Source organism: Kitasatospora sp. NPDC059812, assembly GCF_042732075.1.
Taxonomy (GTDB): Bacteria; Actinomycetota; Actinomycetes; order Streptomycetales; family Streptomycetaceae; genus Kitasatospora.
Window position 1 is genome coordinate 8,063 of sequence record NZ_JBHWIO010000059.1, and the last position, 16,177, is coordinate 24,239.

The window sequence follows — 16,177 nt, forward strand, 5'->3', positions numbered from 1 at the left end:
CGCCCGCGGGGGGGGGGGGGGGTGGGGGGGGGGGGGGGGGGGGGGGGGGGGGGGGGGGGGGGGGGGGGGGGGCCGCGCGCCCCCCCCCCCCCCCCCCCGCGGGGGTCAGAACGGCTTGGTGGGCAGGTACTTGCCGTCCAGGGTGATGACGGCGCGGTGGCCGCCCTCGGGGTCCTCGACGGTCTTGACGTCGAGCTTGAAGTTGATGGCGCTGATGATGCCGTCGCCGAGCTGCTCGTGGACCAGGGCCTTGAGGGTGGTGCCGTAGACCTGGAGCATCTCGTAGAAGCGGTAGATGGTCGGGTCGGTGGGGATGCCGCCGGGGATGCTGCCGCGCAGCGGGATGGTCTGGAGCAGCCGGGCCGCGTCCTCGTCCAGGCCCAGGAGCTCGGTGACGGCCTTGGCCGCGTCGGCGGGCAGGGCGTGCTGGCCGAGCAGGGCGGCGGTGACGAAGGCGACGGACAGGCCGGTCGTGTCGGCGAGCTCCTGCCAGGTGAGGTCCTTGCGGATCTTGGCGTCGACGACCTCCAAGGCGAGCTGCTGACGGGCGGTCTGGTCGAACTGCGCGTGCACCATGGGGTGGGCCTTTCGGGGATGGGTCCGGGGCGGGTGCCCGGACCTGGTCTGGGGATGTGGGAGGGAGTGGTCGGAGGGGACGCGGTGGTCAGCCTGCCAGGGCGACGAACCGTCCGCTGTCGGTGTCGAGCGTCTCGGCGGAGCCGGATCCGATGTCGTAGACCCAGCCGTGCAGGGTCACCCTGCCCTGCACCAGGGCCTTGGCCACCGACGGGTGGGTCTTCAGGTTGGCCAGCTGGGCGAGGACGTTGTCCTTCACCAGGGCGGCGACCCGCTCCGCGCCGGCCAGGTGCTCGCCCGCGTCGGTGCGGGCCTTGGCGACGTCCGCGTGGTGCAGCCAGGTGGCGACGGCGGGCAGGCCGGTGAGGTCGCCGCCGGAGGCGAGGGCGGTCATCGCACCGCACGCGGAGTGCCCGCAGACGATCACGTCCGTGACCCCGAGCACGCCGATCGCGTACTCGATGCTCGCCGCGACACCGTCCGCGCCCCGGGTGTACGGGGGCACGAGGTTGCCGGCGGTGCGGATGACGAACAGCTCGCCCGGATCGGTCTGGGTGATCAGCTCCGGCACGACCCGGGCGTCCGAGCAGCCGATGAACAGCGCGGTCGGCTGATGGGTGGTGGCGAGCCTCTTGAACAGTGCCGCCCGGGCCGGGAACACCTCCCGGCTGAACCGCTGGAAACCCTGCGCCATCTCGTTCATGAGGTCACTCCTTCTTCGACGACCGTTGGTGCCTGTCGATGACCTCAACGATGCATGACCTGGCCCTATAGCGTCCAAGACGTGGTAGCCATCATTGCCATCAGTGCTGCCTATAGTTGGCTCATGGAACTGCGCCACCTCCGGTACCTGCTCGCCGTGGCCGAGCACGCCAACTTCACCCGCGCCGCCGAAGCCCTGCACGTCTCGCAGCCGACCCTCTCGCAGCAGATCAAGCAGCTGGAGAGCTCTCTGCACGTGCAGCTCCTCGACCGCTCCGGGCGCACCGTGCGCCTCACCGACGCCGGCCAGGCCTACGCCCACTACGCGCGCCGGGCCCTGCGCGACCTCGCGGCGGCCGAGCGCGCGGTGCGGGACGTCAAGGACCTCTCACGCGGCACCCTGCGCCTGGCCGTGACCCCGACCTTCACCGCCTACCTGACCGGGCCCCTCATCGGGGACTTCCACGCGCGCCACCCCGGGATCAGCCTGGACGTCCGCGAGATGGCACAGGAACGCATCGAGTCCGAGCTGGCCGCCGACCAGCTCGACCTCGGCATCGCCTTCGGCGGAGCGCACCTGCCGGCCGTCACCGCCACCACCCTGTTCACCGAGCACCTCGGCCTCGTCGTCGCCTCCGACCACCCGTACGCGGCCCACTCGGGCCCGCTCCCGGTCCGCGCACTGGGCGACCAGCAACTCGCCCTGCTCAGCGGCGACTTCGCGACCCGTCAGCACATCGACCGGTTCCTCTCCGACCACCGGGTCCGGCCGCGGATCGCCATCGAGGCCAATTCCGTCAGCGCGCTCGTCGCGATCGTCCAACGCACCAGCCTCGCCACCGTGCTACCCGACGCCACCACCCGCGAACACCCCCACCTGCGCTCCGTCCCGGTCGACCCGCCGCTCCCCTCGCGCGCCGTCGCCCTGCTCCGCCGGGACACCGCCTACCAGAGCGCCGCCGCCCGCTCCTTCAGCGACCTCGCCCGGCACCGCGCCCACACCTTCGACCACACCCCCGACGGCCCGGCCTGAAGCGGGCCCGCCCGTCCGCGCCCTGCGGACCGGCGGGCCCGGTCACGCACTCAGGACGAACCCTCACCACGGATCAGCCGCAGCGCCGGCCCCGCACGCCCGGCCCCTCGCCCGGCCCTGCGCCGCTCGGCTTCCCGCTCGGCCTCCTGTTCGGCCACCAGGTCCGCCGACACGCGGGCGCCCAACGCCCGCAGCTCGGCCTTGCGCTCCTCGTCGGCCTCCTCGTCGCCCGGGTAGGCGGCCACGTACTTGACGCCGTGCTCGTCCTCCCAGGCATAGCTGCGGTACTGCGTCGTCGCCTCGTCCGCCACAGGGAACCTCCGCTCCTCGTCTTCGGGGTGACCCACCGTAGGCGACCGACCCGCACCGAAAAAGGAGCCGTGACACCCGCACCTCACACCCCGTCACGCGGCTGACGGGCCGCTTGCCGCCCTCAGGCCCCGGGCCACGCCCCCCTCACGGGCCGTCCGTCACCGACGGCCGTTCCCCCGATCGAGGGAAGGGGCGCCCGTCCGTGCGCTCGTCGGGGGCCGAACCGAGACACTGGGGCCATGAGGATCTGGAACGGCCCCGTCCTGGGCATGGTGGCACTGGCCGCCGCCGCCATGCCGAGCCTGCTCGCCACGGTGCCGGCCCAGGCGCAGGCCGCCGGCCTGGCGGTGGCCGCCCACTCCGCCGAGCGCACGTCCCGACGCGACGTCTACGTGCCGCGCATTCTCTCCCCTCGGGCGGGGGCGCTCTGGCGGGTCGGCGAGCGGGTCGAAGTCACCTGGGACGTCTCGGATCCGCCGGCGCAGATCACCAACCGCACGGGGTCCATCACCTTGCGCGCGGGCAGCGTCACCCTCCTCGACCGCGTCCTCGCCCGTGACTTCGACATCCTGCTGGGACGGATGGAGGTGACCGTGCCGGACGTCCCCCCTGGAGACGACTACCGGGTCGTCCTGTCCGGTGATTCCGGCAACTGGTCCGAGCCCTTCACGATCACGTCGGACGGCCGGGCCGCCCCACCGCCGGGTGCGCCGACTACTCGTCGTCGGTGAAACTGACCGAGCCGATGCCGCGTCGGATGCTCGAACCACCCGACCTGATGGTCCCGATCTCGTCCCGGCAACCGGCGCCGAGGAAGACGGCCGCCTCCGCGTCGGTGTCGTTGTACAGCTCGGCGACGCGGCGGCCGAGGTCGTAGCAGCGGTCACCCTCGGGGTTCTCCAGCGTGTGCTCCTGGTTGTTGCTGATGTAGGTGAAAGTCCCCTCCGCGGCTTGGGCGTTGGCCGGGACCGCGATGCACAGAACCGCAGCGGCACCGACGGTGACCAGCGTCCTTCCGAGGCTCTTCACGGACTCGTCTCCTTTGAACGGCGGGCTTCCTCAGCGCTGCCAGTGTGGCCGTTCGGACGCGCGAGGACGCGGGACGTCACCCGAATGGACCTTCGACGGCGTTTCCCCGCCCCCCGAAGAGTGGTGTCGGGCGATAGGAGGGTGCGCACCCCGAGCCGCCGCCACCGACCAACTTCTTTGTGTCATCTGCCAGTACGGCGGCCCGGCGGGGCGGAGGAGACTTTCCGCCACGGCCGCGACCCGGCGGGCGACACACAGGAGGGGCGGCACGTGGGCGTGCAGCAGTACGACGGGATCGGCGAGGCGTTCGAGGGGTTCAAGTCCCTGCCGTTGATCCGCTACGGGGAGGTGCCGAGCTTCCTGGGCCTGGTCGGGGACGTGGCCGGCCGGTCGGTCCTCGACCTGGCGTGCGGCACCGGCTTCTACAGCAGGGAGTTCAAGCGGCGCGGCGCCACCGACGTCCTCGGCGTCGACATCTCCGCCGAGATGGTCGCCGCCGCGCGCACGATCGAGCAGCGCGACCCGCTGGGCGTGCGCTACGAGGTCGGCGACGTGGCCGAACTGCGGCCCCTCGACCGTCACTTCGACATCGCACTGGGAGTGCAGTGCCTCAACTACGCCGAGGACGTCGCGGCGATGGAGCGGATGTGCCGCAACATCCACCGGAGCCTGGTACCGGGCGGGGAGTTCTTCGCACTCGCCCAGAAACCCGACTACCGCTTCGACTGCCCCTCCCTGGACAAATACGGGTTCCGCTGCGAGCCGACCGGCGAGGAGATCGAGACGGGCCCGCAGGTGCGGATCACCGCCCTCCTCGACCCGCAGCCGATCAGCATCGTGGGCGCGGCCCCGCGCCGCGAGGTCTACGAGGAGTGCCTGCGGGCCGCCGGGTTCGGCGACGCCGAGTGGGTCCCACTCCAGGTGTCCGAAGCCGGCCTGCGCGAATTCGGCGAGGACTTCTGGGCGGACCTCCTCGCCAGCCCGCCGCTGGAACTGCTGCGCTGCCGCGCCTGACCGGCCCGGAGCCGTCGGCCCGGAGCGGTCGGCCCGGCCCGGGTGTCAGAGATCCAGCCACCGCTTCCACCGGCCCGTCAGGGCGATGTCGGCCTCCTTGAACGCGGCCTTCCACGCACCGCCCTCGCGCACCATCGCGTAGCGGGCCTCGCCGCCGATCAGCCCTTCCGGTACGTACACCCAGCACCTGACCGGCGACTCCTGTTCGACGCGCAGGATCGGCGCCTCGAACTCCGGCGGCGTGCCGAAGCACAGCAGGTCGTAGCGCGACTGGTGCCGGGCCAGCGCCCTGGCCGCCAGATGCCTGGCGAACACCTCCTTCACCGCCGCCAGTTGCTCGCCGCCCGTGGTGTCGTGCCGGCAGGAGGCCATCCACTCCTCCCACCGGCGCATCTCGTCGAAGAAGTCCTGCGCGGCCGCTCGGGCGCCTGCCGCACCCTGACCGCCCTGACCGCCCTGCCGCTCCTCCGGTGGCATCGCCGCGCCTCAGCTCCAGTCGAAGGTCAACAGGGCCAGCCGGTCGACGGGTTCGAAGAACAGCATGATCCAGTCGGCGCCGCTGCTGCGGTAGTGCCAGCCGGGCGCTGCCGCCACGAACTCGAAGCGGCGGCCGGACGGGCCGACCGGCCAGGTGCGGTCGCCGTCGTAGTCGAGCGGGAACACATCGGTCTCGATCCAGTTGCCGGCGGAGTCGGCGTAGCCGCCGAGCTGGTCAAGGAGGGCCATCTCGCCGGTACTGCCGGGGTACGGCAGGCCGTCGTCGCCGAGGTGGACGAGCCGGCCCTCGCGGCGGAAGCTGTCGCGGTGCGCCCGGTAGCTGCGCTCCTGGCGTTCGCAGTGCTCGGCGAGGTCGGCGTGGAACCCCGGCCAGGGGTCGGGGACTTCGCCCGGGCCCGCCGCCCGGGCGAAGTAGCGCAGGTCACCGGCCAGGCGGAAGCGGTCGCCCTCCAGCGTGAAGCCGAGCCAGTTGGACGCCTGGAGCCCCGTGTGGAAGGCCGAGGTGTGGTCGCCGATGCAGCCCTCCGACGGTTCCAGCGGGCTCAGCAGGTGGATCCACCCGTGCCAGGCCGGGTTGACCTGGGCCAGGTCGATCGAGACCAGCGGGTGCAGGTGCCGGGCCAACTCGGCCTGGTCGGCGACGAAGACGTCCGCCGGATCGGGGTAGATCCGCAGGGCCGCCCCGGCCGTCATGACGTCCTCCCGCACGGGAGTGTCTTCCACGGACATCCGGACCTCCTACGGTGACCACGCATCGACGGCCGGTCGGCTGACGATCAGCCCCTTCCTACCAGGTGGCTCTGACAGGAGCCCTGGCACCGCCCGATGACTGATGACTGTCGGTGGCCGGTGCTACGTTCCGGTCCTCGACTCGATCACTCGACACGACGAAGGGGGCTTCCCGATGCAGCAGCTGTGGGCGCGGATCGAGGCCGCGCTGGAACGGATCGCCCCGGAGGTGGCGGCCGCGATGCCGCCCGGCGCCACCGACGGGCAGATCCGGGCGGCGGAGGCCGCGATGGGGGTGGAACTCCCGCCGGACGTCCGGGAGTCCTACCGCTGCCACGACGGCCTGCCGGGGGTCCTGATCGGTTTACACACCGCGCTCCACCCGCTCGACGCGATGGTGGACGACTGGCGCGAGCGGTCCGTCGACGCCGGGGACCCGCCCTGGGACGAGCGGGCGGAGGACGGCGTGATCCGCCGGGACGTCGCCTGGTCCGCCGGGTGGATCCCCTTCATCTCCATCGGCAACGGCGACGTGATCTGCATCGACCTGGACCCGCCCGCCCCGCAGCGCCACGGCCAGATCATCGACTGGTCGCACGAGGGCTGGCGGGCCGGCTACGAGGCCGCCGGCCTGCGGGAGTTCCTGGAGGCCTTCGCCGCCGACCTGGAAGCCGACCGCTACCGGGCCGACGAGACGCGCCACGCCTGGGACGGTAGCGGACTGCCGCTGGTGATGCTGAAGGACTGAGCGTCAGCGCACCCCGCTCGCCCCACTCGCCCCGCTCGCCGGATCGGGGCTGCACAGCCAGCCGTTGACGGCGAAGCGGCTGTCCTCGGCCTGCCGGCTCGGGCATTGCACCGGGCGCACCTCGTGCCAGGCGGTGGGGCGGAAGAACACGATGCTGTCGTGCTCGGGCTCCCAGTCCCGCCAGGTGCGCTTCTCCCACTCCCCCGTCGTCCCGCCGTACAGCGGCAGGGCGGCGTCGAACACGCGCAGCTCGCCGCCGCCGAACGGCCGGGGCGTTCCGTGCAGGTAGTAGACGAAGGTGAGCAGGCGCCGGGGGGAGAACTCGGCGCTGGTGTCCTGGTGCGGCCGGTAGAAGTCGCCGTCGTTGTGCACGTTGAGGGTGTAGTCGGGCTCGGTGTTGCGGCAGGACACGCCCAGGGTGTGCTCGACCGCCTCCAGCACCTCGTCGATGGCCGCCAGCAGTTCGGGTGCGGCGAACTCCCGGCACGAGCGGGAGCGGCGGAAGTCGGGGGCCAGCTCCCGGTCCCCGATCAGGGAGGGCTGCAACGCCTCGCCTGCGGAGGCGACGGCGACGGCGCGTGCCAGCAGGGCGCCGGCCGTCCGCTCGCCCAGGAGCCCGGTGATGCGGCAGACCGTCACCGGGAGCCGCCAGATCGCGTCCGTGCTCACCGGCGACGGCTGCTCCGTCGCGGTGTCCGGCCCTGTCATGGTCTCCCGCCCTCTCGTCGTCACGCGGCCTCGAACGCGCTCACGCCCGGTGCCGCATCGGCCGGTGCCGCACCCGCGCCCCTACCGGCTCCAGTCCACCGGGACCACGTCCTGCTTGAGCCCGCGGTCGCTGCACACGGCACACGGGCTGCCCGGGACGCCGGGGCCCTGGTCAGTGCCGATGGTGATGGCCCCGTGCGCGCCGGCCGGGGCGTGGACGCCGTCGCCGACCATCGCGGCCTCGTAGCCGCCCAGCAGTTCCTGCAAGGTGCCGGGGCCCAGGTTCTCGGGGGCGGTGATCGCGGCGATGCCGTCGTAGTCGGTGTAGGCCGCGCCCAGCGTCCGGCCGCCCACGGTGGCGAACACGATCCGGGCGCCGCGGATGGGCTCCCCGGTCACCGCGTCGGAGGCCATCGCGTGGATGTTCTCCAGCTGCATCTGGGTGACGTTCAGGCTCGCCTGGCTGGTCGTGAGCCTGGTCGGCTTGAGGCTGGGGCACTCCGCCGCCCCGCTGCACGACGGGGCCGACGAGGCGGCCGCGGACGCGGTGACCGCGCTCCCCGCACCCAGCGAGGCCAAGGCCGCGGCCATCACCGCGACGGTCTTGCGACCAACAGAGCTCATGATCCACTCCCGTGGGAACCGCCCGCGCGTACTCCGCTCCGACGCCCGAGGGCCACGAGGGCCGGGCGCGCGCGGCACGCGACGGGTGCCGCCCCCCATCGGACGACACGGCCGAGCGTAGCCACCGCCCGTCCGGCCCAACCAGCCGACGACCACGAGTTCGCAAGATCTGATGAACGGTCAACATCGTGGTGACGGCGTTAATCGGGGTGCAGCGGCCGACGACGCTGACCTCTCAGTGGCGCGGCGGGTGGGTGGGCGCCGTCCAGGACGCGTGGGCGTTGAACGTCAGGCCCGCCCGGTCCGAGGGGGGCGTGTGGTCCGGGTCGTTGCGGACGACCTCGATGCGGTGGCTCTCGACGTACAGCGCGGTGAGGTGCAGGCCCGGCGCGGGGGCGCGGACCTCCTGCCGCTCCCTGGTCATGGCGGTGACGAAACGCGTGCTGTCGTAGCCGAGTTCGCGGCTGAGGGACGCGGCCGCCCTGGCGCCGCTGCCCTCGATCTCGACGCCCGCCTCGAACCCCACGGACAGGCCGACGGCTTCGCGGCAGGCCTGCGACTGCGCCTCGTCCACCCCCCACGGGACGGTGGCGCCGACCGTGCCCGGGCCCGGGTCCTGGCGCAGGTCGGTGACCGCGACCCGGGTGTAGAACCGCTGGCGCCGCACCGTGTACGTCGGCGAGTTGCGCAGGATCCACTCCGTGGACGCGCCCCGGTCGAGGACGGCGGTGCACGGGAGGACCACCTCCCGGTCGACGACGGGCTCGGTCCGCTCGGGCACGTCGCCTCCGTCCGTGACGGCCGGGCCCTGCGCCGTCCCCTGCCGGACCTGCCGCATCGGCACGTCCAGCACGTGGACGTCGCCTGGGTCCTCCCCCTCGTAGTCGCCGTCGAAGTAGGAGATCCAGGTCGCGATGCCGGGGGTCAGCAGGCAGCCCGTGCCGCCGGGGATCGTCTCGGGGCGGACGGTCTCGGGGATCTCCAGCCCGCCGCGCCCGCGCCAGGCGCCGACGGCCACGTAGGGGCGTCCGCCGATCTCCTCCTTCACGCAGCGCAGGTCGCCCTGGGCGACGAAGGCCGCGCCGCCGAGGTCGCGCAGGACGTCACGGGGCCCGTGGACCGTGTCCGAGGACCACAGCGCGCTCAGCGCCCGGTACCCGGGAGGGGCCACCGGCACCAGGCCGCGCAGCACCCCGTCGGAGTCGGTGACCTTGCGCCACTCCTTGGGCTCGGCCAGCGCGGCCGAGCCGGCGGTGCTGCCCCGCACCCAGGTCATCGGGGCGTTGTCGGGGATGACGCTGCACAGGGCGTGGTAGCCCTCGGGCGGTCTCGTCTCGCCGGTGCTGAAGACGAAGGTGAGTTCGCCGAACTGCTGTGGTGCCGAATAGCTCATATCCGCTCCTCCTGTCGGACGGCTCGCGACTCCCGGAACGGACGTGCCGGTCCGCGGGCGGCCCGGGCTCAGCGGCCCGCGGTCACCGGGTAGTGGTCGCTGTAGTCGGTGAAGGCCCGGCCGCCCGCCTCCCAGGTCGGCGAGGCGGTCTTCAGGACCTCGCTCGTCCAGGCGTCGCACGGCGGGGCGTGGCCCTTGCGGAGCAGGACGTGGTCCGTGTCCTCGGCGGGGTCGGCCGGGTGGCGGTGCAGGGCGGCGTCGTTGGCGATGGTGTCGAAGGAGTACTTCCAGCCGGTCCGGGGGCCCGCCTCCTGGAGGTTCCCGAAGCCCAGGACGTCCTGGAAGTCGGGCGAGTGGCGGTCGGTGTTGAAGTCCCCGGCGACGATCACCGGCTCGTGCGCCGGGATCCGGCGGTCCGTCAGGAAGACGTCGATGTCGCGCAGCTGGGAGCGGCGCATGATCCTCGCCCGGCCGGTCGGGCACGCGCCGTCGTCGGACTGCAGGTGGGTGCCCACCACGTGCACGCGCCGGCCGTCGACCTCCAGTACGGCGTAGGCGAAGCCCTTGGCGGCCTCGGCGTCCCAGCCGCAGGCCACGTCGTAGACGTGCTGCTCCATCCGCAGGATGGGCCACCTGCTGACGATCGCGACCCCGCCGCGGGCGTGCAGCGGGGAGATCTGCCGGCCGTGCGTGGCGGCCCAGCCCGACTCGTCCACCCCGACCACCGGCGTGCGGTGGCGGTACCCCCGGCCCTCCAGGCCCTGCATCAGTTCCTCGGAGGGGCCGGGGTCGAAGAGTTCCTGGAAGACCAGCACGTCGTGGTCCGCGACGTACGCGGACTCGGCGATCAGCCGCGAGCGCGCCGCGTTGTTCCAGTCGCCCTCGCTCTTCTGCGTCAGCCCGGACAGGAACATCACGTTGTGCGTCAGAACCTTCAAGGCCGTCCTCTCCGAACCGGCGGGCGCGGGGCGCACACACGGCGGAACCGGTCCGGGGCGCCCCGCCCCCCAAGTCAAGGGGGTCGGCCCGCGCCCGCCGGCGTCGACGCGCCGGTGCCCCGGCGGATGCCACGGGGCGCGGGGGGCACTGCGGGCTCGCGGCAGAGCCGGGCGGGGCGTGCACGGACGATTCCGCGCCGGTGCGGAGCCGCCCCCTCCGACCGCAGGGAGCAAGCACGGCACGCGGCGCGGCGGCGGCACACGTCCGAGCCGCCCGGCGGGTGTGGCCGGGCGGCTCGGGGGTGGTCGGGGGCCGGGGTTACGCGGTGGTGGTCGGGAGCTTGGCGGTCAGCGCGGTCGGGACGTTGACCACGTCGGCGAGGCTGTACTTGCCGGGGCCGAAGTCGGCTGCGGTGAGGGCCTTCTTGCCGCCGCCCGCGACCAGCCAGACGGTGGAACTGTCGGGCGAGAGCAGCAGGGTGCCGTCGGCGGGGGCGCTCTTGGCGGCGGCCCCGCCCAGCCAGGTGCCGGGGACGCCCATGAGCGGCTGCTTGTCGTAGCCCATCGCGGTGAAGTCGGCGTAGGTCAGGGAGACCGCCAGGCCGCCGGCCATCACGTAGACGGTGGAGTTGGTGCCGGCGGCGTCGGTGAGGACCGTGCCGTTCTTCAGGGGCTTGGCGACGGCGCCCTGCAGCCAGGCCTCGGGCACGCCCATCAGGGTCTTGGTGTTGTAGCCGTCGGCGGTCCACTCGCTGCCGGAGATGGGCAGGGCGGCGCCGTTGACCATGACATACATCGACGGGTCGGTGCCGGCCTGGCCGTTGACGACCGTGCCGTTCGGGACGGTGGCCCGGGTGGCGGAGGCGAGCCAGGCGCCGGGGACGCCCATGTCGGCACGGGTGTTGTAGCCGTCGGCGGTCCACTCGGCGCCGGAGATGGGCAGGGCGGCGCCGGAGACGACGACGTAGCGGGCGTTGCCGCCGGCCTGGTCGTGGACGACGAGGCCGGTCGGGAGGGTGTTGGTGAGCGCGTTCTGCAGCCAGGCGGTGGGGACGCCCAGGTCGGGGCGGGTGTTGTAGCCGGCCGCCGTCCAGTCCGCGCCGGAGATGGACAGCGCCGCGCCGGCGACGACGACGAAGCGGGAGGAACCGCCGGCCTGGTCGTGGACGACGGTGCCCTCGGGCGGGGTGGTGGGCAGGGCGTTGAAGCGGGCGTCGTCCACCAGGACGATCTTGCTCAGGTCGTAGCCGTCGGGGGCGACGTCGGAGCCGGCGACGGGCAGGCCCGCGCCGCTGATCAGGACCTTGACCGAGGAGCCGTTGGGCGACTTGACGAGCGTGCCGGTGGGCAGCGACGCCGGGTCGGGGTAGGAGGTGCCGGCCGGGTAGGGGTTGGCGTGGTCGGCGCCCAGGTTGGCCCCCGGGCCGCAGACCGGCCAGGCGCCCTGGCCCTGCCCGGCGAGGACCTTCTCGGCGATCAGGATCTGCTGCTGCTTGGTCGCCCGGTTGGCGTAGGGGGCGTACTGGCTGCCGCCGTAGGCGAGCCAGGTGCTCTGGGAGAACTGGAGGCCGCCGTAGTAGCCGTTGTTGGTGTTGATGCTCCAGTTGCCGCCGCTCTCGCACTGGGCGACCTTGTCCCAGGTGGACACCGAGGCCGCGGAGGCCTGGCCGCCGAGGGCGAGCGGGGCGGCGAGGGCGAGCAGGCCGGTGGCGGCGGCGAGGGCCGGTGTCTTGCGGGCGGCGGCGGTCATGACGGAATTCCCCCTGGGGCAGGTACGGGTTGGCGAGCGGGTTGGCGGGTGTGCGAGCGGGTGTGCGAGCAGGTGTGCGGGTGCCGGGCGGCCCGGCCGGCGGTGGCCGGGCCGCCCTGGCGGGGTGGGCGCGTCAGGCGACGGTGGGGAGCTTGGCGGTCAGCGCGGTCGGGACCTTCACCACGTCGGCGGCGTTGTAGGAGCCGGGCGCGGCCGCCTTCTTGCCGCCGCCGTTGACGACCTGCCAGACGGTGGGGCCGTCGGAGGACTGCAGCAGGGTGCCGTCGGCGGGGGCGCTCTTGGCGGCGGCCGCCTGCTCCCAGCTGCCGGGGGCGCCGCGCAGCGGCAGCTTGTCGTAGCCGTAGCCGGTGAAGTCGGCGTAGGTGAGCGGGACGGCCAGGCCGCCGGCCATCACGTAGACGGTGGAGTCGGTGCCGGCGGCGTTGGTGATCAGGGTGCCGTTGGCGAGCGGGCGGGCGACCTCGGCGGCCTCCCATGCCTCCGGGACGCCCAGGACCGGCTGGTTGGCGTAGGTGGTGGTGAACTCGGCGCTGGTCATCGGCAGCGCGGAGTTGTTGACCATCACGTAGATCGACGGGTCGGTGCCGGCCTGGCCCTTGATCAGGGTGCCGTCCGGGACGGTCTTCCTGGCCGTGGTGTTGAGCCACTCGCCGGGCACGCCCATCAGGGACTGGGTGTTGTAGCCGTCGGCGGTCCACTCGGAGGCGGAGATGGGCAGGGCGGCGCCGCCGACGACGACGTAGCGGCTGGGGTCGGTGCCGGACTGGTCCATCAGGACGGTGCCGTTGGGCATGGGCTTGGCGATGGCGGCCTTCAGCCAGTCGCTGGGCACGCCCATCAGGGACTGGGTGTTGTAGCCGTCGGCGGTCCACTCGGCGGCGGAGATGTGCATGGCGGTGCCGTTGACGACGACGTAGCGGCCGGCGTCGGTGCCGGACTGGTCCATCACGACGAGTCCGGTGGCCGGGCCGGTGTTGATCGCGCCCTGCAGCCAGCTGGACGGGACGCCCATGTCGGCGCGGGTGTTGTAGCCGTCGGCGGTCCAGTCCGAGCCGGAGATGAACAGTGCCGCGCCGCCGACCACGACGTAGCGGGAGGAACCGCCGGCCTGGTCGTGGACCACGGTGCCGGGCGGCGGCACGGTGGGCAGGGCGTTGAAGGCGCCGTCGTCGACCTGGACGATCTTGCTCAGGTCGTAGCCGTCGGGGGCGACGTCGGAGCCGGCGACCGGCAGGCCCGCGCCGTTGATGATGACCTTGACCGAGGCGCCGTTCGGGGACTTGACCAGGGTGCCGGAGGGCAGCGAGGACGGGGAGGTGCTGACGTCCTCGACGACGTTCTTGTAGCGCCGCGCCTTGTAGTCGCCGTTGGGGTGCGAGTCGAACTTCGCGGCGTTGATGGAGGCGCCGGTGATGTGCTTCACCGGGGTGGAGCCGAAGGAGTAGTAGGAGAAGGTGGTGTGGCCGGGGTCGTCCCACTTCTCGAAGAGCAGGACGTGGTCGTAGAAGCTGTTGAGGACGTCCCCGGGGCGCAGGTCGCTGCGCGGGATCTCGTAGCTCTCGTCGGTGGCGATGGACTGGGTGGTGGCGCTGTAGCCCAGGTGCCAGGCCATGGAGACGTAGCCGGAGCAGTCCTTGCGGTAGTAGCGGCCGCTGGAGTCGGGGAAGGTCGCGCCCTGGTTGTAGGTGAGGCCCGGGTTCTGGTTGAACCAGTACTGGGCGCGGGAGAGGATCTCCGACCGGGTGATCTGGCCGCCGACGGTGGACGAGGCGGCGGCGTGGGCCGCGGTGGTGGTGAAGGCCGTGGCGGCTATCGCGCCGGAGGCGGCGATGGAGGCGGCGAGGGTGATGCGGGCGAGCTTGGAGAGCGCGGAGGGCATGACGACGCGTCCTGACGGTGTGAGAGCGGCGGTGGGCGCCCGGTGCGGGCGCGGGAAGTCGAGGGGCGTGGCCCGGAGGGAGGCGGACGGCTGCCCTGCAGGAGCAGCGGTCGGGTGGCCTCGGGCGACGGCGGGGCGGGTCAGTCCCGGATGGTGTTCACGGAAGTGGCCGGCGCGGGTCGGGTCAGTCCCAGATGGTGTTGGCCGGGGTGACGGTGACCGGCGCGGGGGTGGTGACCGGCGCGGGGGCGTCCCAGATGGTGTTGGCCGTCGTGGCGGCCGGGGCGGGGGTGGGACCGTCCCAGATGGTGTTGGCCGAGGCCTGGCCGGCGATCGGCAGGACGGCGGCGAGGGCGAGGGCGGCGACCGCGGCGGCCTTGGCGAGCGGGGTGCGAAGCATGGGAGTGGACCTCTTTCGAGAACTGGGCGGGTGACGGTGAGTCCGGTGTCGCGTCCCGCGGTAGACGCTCGGCCGGTTTGCCTCCGGGCGGTGGGCCCTGCTGGCGAGTACTAGCTTCGTCGCAGTTCAGGGCGGGTGGAAGGGCTCTCCGGTGGACGGAAGCGGCAGCGTCCGGATCCGTCCAGCCGGGCCGGATCAGTCCAGCAGGCGCTCGTAGAACGGCGCGACGAGCGGAGCTCCGACGCGGGTGAGCGTCCAGCCGTGCAGCGCGGGGACGGTCTCGACCGCGCGCCGGCAGAACGTGTCGACGACGGTCTCGGCGGCGCTCAGCCGGCCGGCGACCAGGTAGACGCCGAGGACGGCGCCGGGGCCGGCGCCCTCGTGCACGGCGACGTGTTCGATGCGCTCCTGGGGCCGCGCGCTCGCCAGCAGCGCCCCGGCGGTGTCGGGCGCGAGCGCCGCTGCCGGGGCCGGGACCGGGGCCTGGATCTCGGCATGAATCAGGTACATGGAACGGACTCTGCCGAACCGTCGACATCCCGGCATAGAGGATCAACCTGGACGGTTCCGGCGGTGTCCGGAACCGTCCAAGGGCCCTTGCTGGCCCCCTCTCGCACTCGCGTGCGATGATCGCGTACGCAGCGATTGGCGATTCAGGCCTTACACACCGGGGGGTAACGAGGCATGCTGACCGCACTCGGGCTGGATGCCGTGTCAGAGAGCGTCTACCGCAGCATGCTCGCGCATCCCGGCGACGGGGTGCGGGCGCTGGCGGAGCGGCTCGGGCGCAGCGAGGAGGAGGTCCGGCGCTGTCTGGACCTGCTGAGCGAGCTGGCGCTGATCCGGCCCTCCTACGAGCGGGAGGGCGAGCTGCGTGCGGTGTCGCCGCAGGTCGGCATGGAGTTGCTGATGGCCCGTCAGCAGGCTGATCTGGCGGCGCAGCAGCTGCGGATCGAGGCGTCCCGGGCGGCGGCTGCGCAGTTGATCGCGGAGTACGCGGATCTGCGGCCGGCCGCCTCGCACGCGGGGGTGGAGCAGTTGGTGGGCCTGGACCAGATCCGGGACCGGATCGCTTCGCTGGCCCGTGGTCTGACGGCGGAGATCATGACGTTCGCGCCGGGTGGCGGGCATTCTCCGGAGAGCATCGAGGCGTCCCGGCCGCATGACCGGGATCTGCTGGGCCGGGGGGTGCGGATGCGGACGGTGTACCTGGACAGTGTGCGCAACAGCCAGCCGACGGTGGCGTATGTGGGCTGGTTGGCGGAGCTGGGCGGGGAGGTGCGGACGGCGCCGGAGCTGCCGACCCGGATGATCATCTTCGATCGGGCGACGGCGCTGATCCCGGTCAGCGGGGAGGACACCCGGGCGGGGGCGGTCGTGCTGACCGGTCACGGGACGCTGGTGGCGCTGTGTGCGCTGTTCGAGCACGTGTGGGGCCAGGCGCGGGAGTTGGGGCCGTCGGCGGTGCGGGACGAGGGCGGGCTCAGTGCGCCGGAGGCGACGGTGGTGCGGTTGCTGGCGCAGGGGCTGACGGACGAGGCGATCGCCAAGCGGCTGGGGGTGTCGTCGCGGACGGCGCGGCGGGTGGCGACGGATCTGATGGAGCGTCTGGGTGCGCGCAGTCGTTTCGAGTTCGGGATGCGGGCGGTGCAGAACGGCTGGCTGCCGCAGCAGTTGTAGGGCGTTCGCGGGGGTGGCCGTGGCGGGAGCCGGGCGGCTGGTGCGGGTGTGGGTCCGGGCCCGCCCCCCCCCCGCGCGCGGGGGGGGGGGGGGGCGCGGGCGGGGGGGGGGGGTGTGGGTGTGTAGGTCTGTGTGAGAGACTG

19 protein-coding genes are annotated in these 16,177 nt (G+C 73.0%); 5 read left to right on the forward strand and 14 right to left on the reverse strand.

What is annotated here, in order from left to right; genetic code table 11:
* Positions 1 to 105 precede the first annotated feature (105 nt).
* On the reverse strand, positions 106 to 576 hold the full coding sequence (gene cynS, locus ACFV6D_RS25980) for a cyanase (protein WP_063352917.1): 471 nt from the start codon (positions 574 to 576) through the stop codon (positions 106 to 108).
* Between the two features lie 88 nt (positions 577 to 664).
* Positions 665 to 1,279: a carbonic anhydrase gene (locus ACFV6D_RS25985; protein ID WP_380561263.1), complete on the reverse strand. Its 615-nt coding sequence runs from the start codon at positions 1,277 to 1,279 to the stop codon at positions 665 to 667.
* 123 nt (positions 1,280 to 1,402) lie between these two features.
* Between ACFV6D_RS25985 and cynR the strand changes: the two genes are divergently transcribed.
* Positions 1,403 to 2,311 (forward strand): transcriptional regulator CynR, encoded by a 909-nt coding sequence (gene cynR, locus ACFV6D_RS25990; RefSeq protein WP_063352919.1) that lies wholly within the window; start codon positions 1,403 to 1,405, stop codon positions 2,309 to 2,311.
* 50 nt (positions 2,312 to 2,361) lie between these two features.
* Here the strand turns inward: cynR and ACFV6D_RS25995 are convergent, their stop codons facing one another.
* The gene (locus tag ACFV6D_RS25995; RefSeq protein WP_063352920.1) at positions 2,362 to 2,622 is read right to left on the reverse strand and encodes a hypothetical protein; all 261 of its coding nucleotides are present in this window, start codon (positions 2,620 to 2,622) and stop codon (positions 2,362 to 2,364) included.
* Positions 2,623 to 2,862: 240 nt separating this feature from the next.
* Here ACFV6D_RS25995 and ACFV6D_RS26000 point away from each other — a divergent pair, with 240 nt between their 5' ends.
* The gene (locus tag ACFV6D_RS26000) at positions 2,863 to 3,354 is read left to right on the forward strand and encodes a Ser-Thr-rich GPI-anchored membrane family protein (RefSeq protein ID WP_063352921.1); all 492 of its coding nucleotides are present in this window, start codon (positions 2,863 to 2,865) and stop codon (positions 3,352 to 3,354) included.
* Here the strand turns inward: ACFV6D_RS26000 and ACFV6D_RS26005 are convergent.
* Entirely contained in the window at positions 3,338 to 3,652 is a 315-nt protein-coding gene (locus ACFV6D_RS26005) for a hypothetical protein (protein WP_063352922.1), read from the reverse strand. The two genes, ACFV6D_RS26000 and ACFV6D_RS26005, sit on opposite strands and share 17 nt — an antisense overlap.
* Before the next feature lie 270 nt (positions 3,653 to 3,922).
* Between ACFV6D_RS26005 and ACFV6D_RS26010 the strand changes: the two genes are divergently transcribed.
* The gene (locus tag ACFV6D_RS26010) at positions 3,923 to 4,666 is read left to right on the forward strand and encodes a class I SAM-dependent methyltransferase (RefSeq protein ID WP_063352923.1); all 744 of its coding nucleotides are present in this window, start codon (positions 3,923 to 3,925) and stop codon (positions 4,664 to 4,666) included.
* Positions 4,667 to 4,711: 45 nt separating this feature from the next.
* On the opposite strand, the gene ACFV6D_RS26015 is transcribed toward ACFV6D_RS26010, so the two are convergent.
* The gene (locus ACFV6D_RS26015; RefSeq protein ID WP_063352924.1) at positions 4,712 to 5,143 is read right to left on the reverse strand and encodes a hypothetical protein; all 432 of its coding nucleotides are present in this window, start codon (positions 5,141 to 5,143) and stop codon (positions 4,712 to 4,714) included.
* A gap of 9 nt (positions 5,144 to 5,152) precedes the next feature.
* Positions 5,153 to 5,893, reverse strand: coding sequence for a hypothetical protein (locus ACFV6D_RS26020; protein ID WP_208869274.1), 741 nt, complete (start codon positions 5,891 to 5,893; stop codon positions 5,153 to 5,155).
* A gap of 175 nt (positions 5,894 to 6,068) precedes the next feature.
* Here ACFV6D_RS26020 and ACFV6D_RS26025 point away from each other — a divergent pair, with 175 nt between their 5' ends.
* Entirely contained in the window at positions 6,069 to 6,641 is a 573-nt protein-coding gene (locus ACFV6D_RS26025; protein ID WP_063352925.1) for an SMI1/KNR4 family protein, read from the forward strand.
* Between the two features lie 3 nt (positions 6,642 to 6,644).
* Here ACFV6D_RS26025 and ACFV6D_RS26030 read toward each other — a convergent pair whose 3' ends face one another.
* From ACFV6D_RS26030 to ACFV6D_RS26065, 8 genes are all read right to left on the reverse strand, one after another.
* Positions 6,645 to 7,349, reverse strand: coding sequence for a 2OG-Fe(II) oxygenase (locus ACFV6D_RS26030; RefSeq protein WP_380561264.1), 705 nt, complete (start codon positions 7,347 to 7,349; stop codon positions 6,645 to 6,647).
* Between the two features lie 81 nt (positions 7,350 to 7,430).
* Positions 7,431 to 7,973, reverse strand: coding sequence for a hypothetical protein (locus ACFV6D_RS26035; protein ID WP_063352926.1), 543 nt, complete (start codon positions 7,971 to 7,973; stop codon positions 7,431 to 7,433).
* Positions 7,974 to 8,208: 235 nt separating this feature from the next.
* Complete coding sequence (locus ACFV6D_RS26040) at positions 8,209 to 9,366, reverse strand: hypothetical protein (RefSeq protein ID WP_380561265.1); 1,158 nt, start codon at positions 9,364 to 9,366, stop codon at positions 8,209 to 8,211.
* Positions 9,367 to 9,434: 68 nt separating this feature from the next.
* Positions 9,435 to 10,304: a sphingomyelin phosphodiesterase gene (locus ACFV6D_RS26045; protein ID WP_380561266.1), complete on the reverse strand. Its 870-nt coding sequence runs from the start codon at positions 10,302 to 10,304 to the stop codon at positions 9,435 to 9,437.
* 319 nt (positions 10,305 to 10,623) lie between these two features.
* The gene (locus tag ACFV6D_RS26050) at positions 10,624 to 12,054 is read right to left on the reverse strand and encodes a transglycosylase family protein (RefSeq protein ID WP_380561267.1); all 1,431 of its coding nucleotides are present in this window, start codon (positions 12,052 to 12,054) and stop codon (positions 10,624 to 10,626) included.
* 133 nt (positions 12,055 to 12,187) lie between these two features.
* Positions 12,188 to 13,954 carry a hypothetical protein gene (locus ACFV6D_RS26055; protein ID WP_380561268.1) on the reverse strand — a complete coding sequence of 589 codons (1,767 nt, stop codon included), beginning with the start codon at positions 13,952 to 13,954 and terminating at the stop codon, positions 12,188 to 12,190.
* Between the two features lie 184 nt (positions 13,955 to 14,138).
* Positions 14,139 to 14,354, reverse strand: coding sequence for a hypothetical protein (locus tag ACFV6D_RS26060; protein ID WP_380561269.1), 216 nt, complete (start codon positions 14,352 to 14,354; stop codon positions 14,139 to 14,141).
* Between the two features lie 195 nt (positions 14,355 to 14,549).
* Entirely contained in the window at positions 14,550 to 14,864 is a 315-nt protein-coding gene (locus tag ACFV6D_RS26065; protein ID WP_063352932.1) for a hypothetical protein, read from the reverse strand.
* A gap of 174 nt (positions 14,865 to 15,038) precedes the next feature.
* Between ACFV6D_RS26065 and ACFV6D_RS26070 the strand changes: the two genes are divergently transcribed.
* Positions 15,039 to 16,034 (forward strand): helix-turn-helix transcriptional regulator, encoded by a 996-nt coding sequence (locus ACFV6D_RS26070; RefSeq protein ID WP_063352933.1) that lies wholly within the window; start codon positions 15,039 to 15,041, stop codon positions 16,032 to 16,034.
* The last annotated feature ends 143 nt before the right edge of the window (positions 16,035 to 16,177 follow it).

What these genes read in the sequence shown, in the direction of transcription:
- cynS (WP_063352917.1), bottom strand. Translation starts at nt 576, where the DNA reads ATGGTGCACGCGCAGTTCGACCAGACCGCCCGTCAGCAGCTCGCCTTG.
- ACFV6D_RS26035 (WP_063352926.1), bottom strand. Translation starts at nt 7,973, where the DNA reads ATGAGCTCTGTTGGTCGCAAGACCGTCGCGGTGATGGCCGCGGCCTTG.
- cynR (WP_063352919.1), top strand. Translation starts at nt 1,403, where the DNA reads ATGGAACTGCGCCACCTCCGGTACCTGCTCGCCGTGGCCGAGCACGCC.
- ACFV6D_RS25985 (WP_380561263.1), bottom strand. Translation starts at nt 1,279, where the DNA reads ATGAACGAGATGGCGCAGGGTTTCCAGCGGTTCAGCCGGGAGGTGTTC.
- ACFV6D_RS26070 (WP_063352933.1), top strand. Translation starts at nt 15,039, where the DNA reads ATGCTGACCGCACTCGGGCTGGATGCCGTGTCAGAGAGCGTCTACCGC.
- ACFV6D_RS26015 (WP_063352924.1), bottom strand. Translation starts at nt 5,143, where the DNA reads ATGCCACCGGAGGAGCGGCAGGGCGGTCAGGGCGGTCAGGGTGCGGCA.
- ACFV6D_RS26000 (WP_063352921.1), top strand. Translation starts at nt 2,863, where the DNA reads ATGAGGATCTGGAACGGCCCCGTCCTGGGCATGGTGGCACTGGCCGCC.
- ACFV6D_RS26055 (WP_380561268.1), bottom strand. Translation starts at nt 13,954, where the DNA reads ATGCCCTCCGCGCTCTCCAAGCTCGCCCGCATCACCCTCGCCGCCTCC.
- ACFV6D_RS26050 (WP_380561267.1), bottom strand. Translation starts at nt 12,054, where the DNA reads ATGACCGCCGCCGCCCGCAAGACACCGGCCCTCGCCGCCGCCACCGGC.
- ACFV6D_RS26065 (WP_063352932.1), bottom strand. Translation starts at nt 14,864, where the DNA reads ATGTACCTGATTCATGCCGAGATCCAGGCCCCGGTCCCGGCCCCGGCA.
- ACFV6D_RS26040 (WP_380561265.1), bottom strand. Translation starts at nt 9,366, where the DNA reads ATGAGCTATTCGGCACCACAGCAGTTCGGCGAACTCACCTTCGTCTTC.
- ACFV6D_RS26025 (WP_063352925.1), top strand. Translation starts at nt 6,069, where the DNA reads ATGCAGCAGCTGTGGGCGCGGATCGAGGCCGCGCTGGAACGGATCGCC.
- ACFV6D_RS26020 (WP_208869274.1), bottom strand. Translation starts at nt 5,893, where the DNA reads ATGTCCGTGGAAGACACTCCCGTGCGGGAGGACGTCATGACGGCCGGG.
- ACFV6D_RS26030 (WP_380561264.1), bottom strand. Translation starts at nt 7,349, where the DNA reads ATGACAGGGCCGGACACCGCGACGGAGCAGCCGTCGCCGGTGAGCACG.
- ACFV6D_RS26060 (WP_380561269.1), bottom strand. Translation starts at nt 14,354, where the DNA reads ATGCTTCGCACCCCGCTCGCCAAGGCCGCCGCGGTCGCCGCCCTCGCC.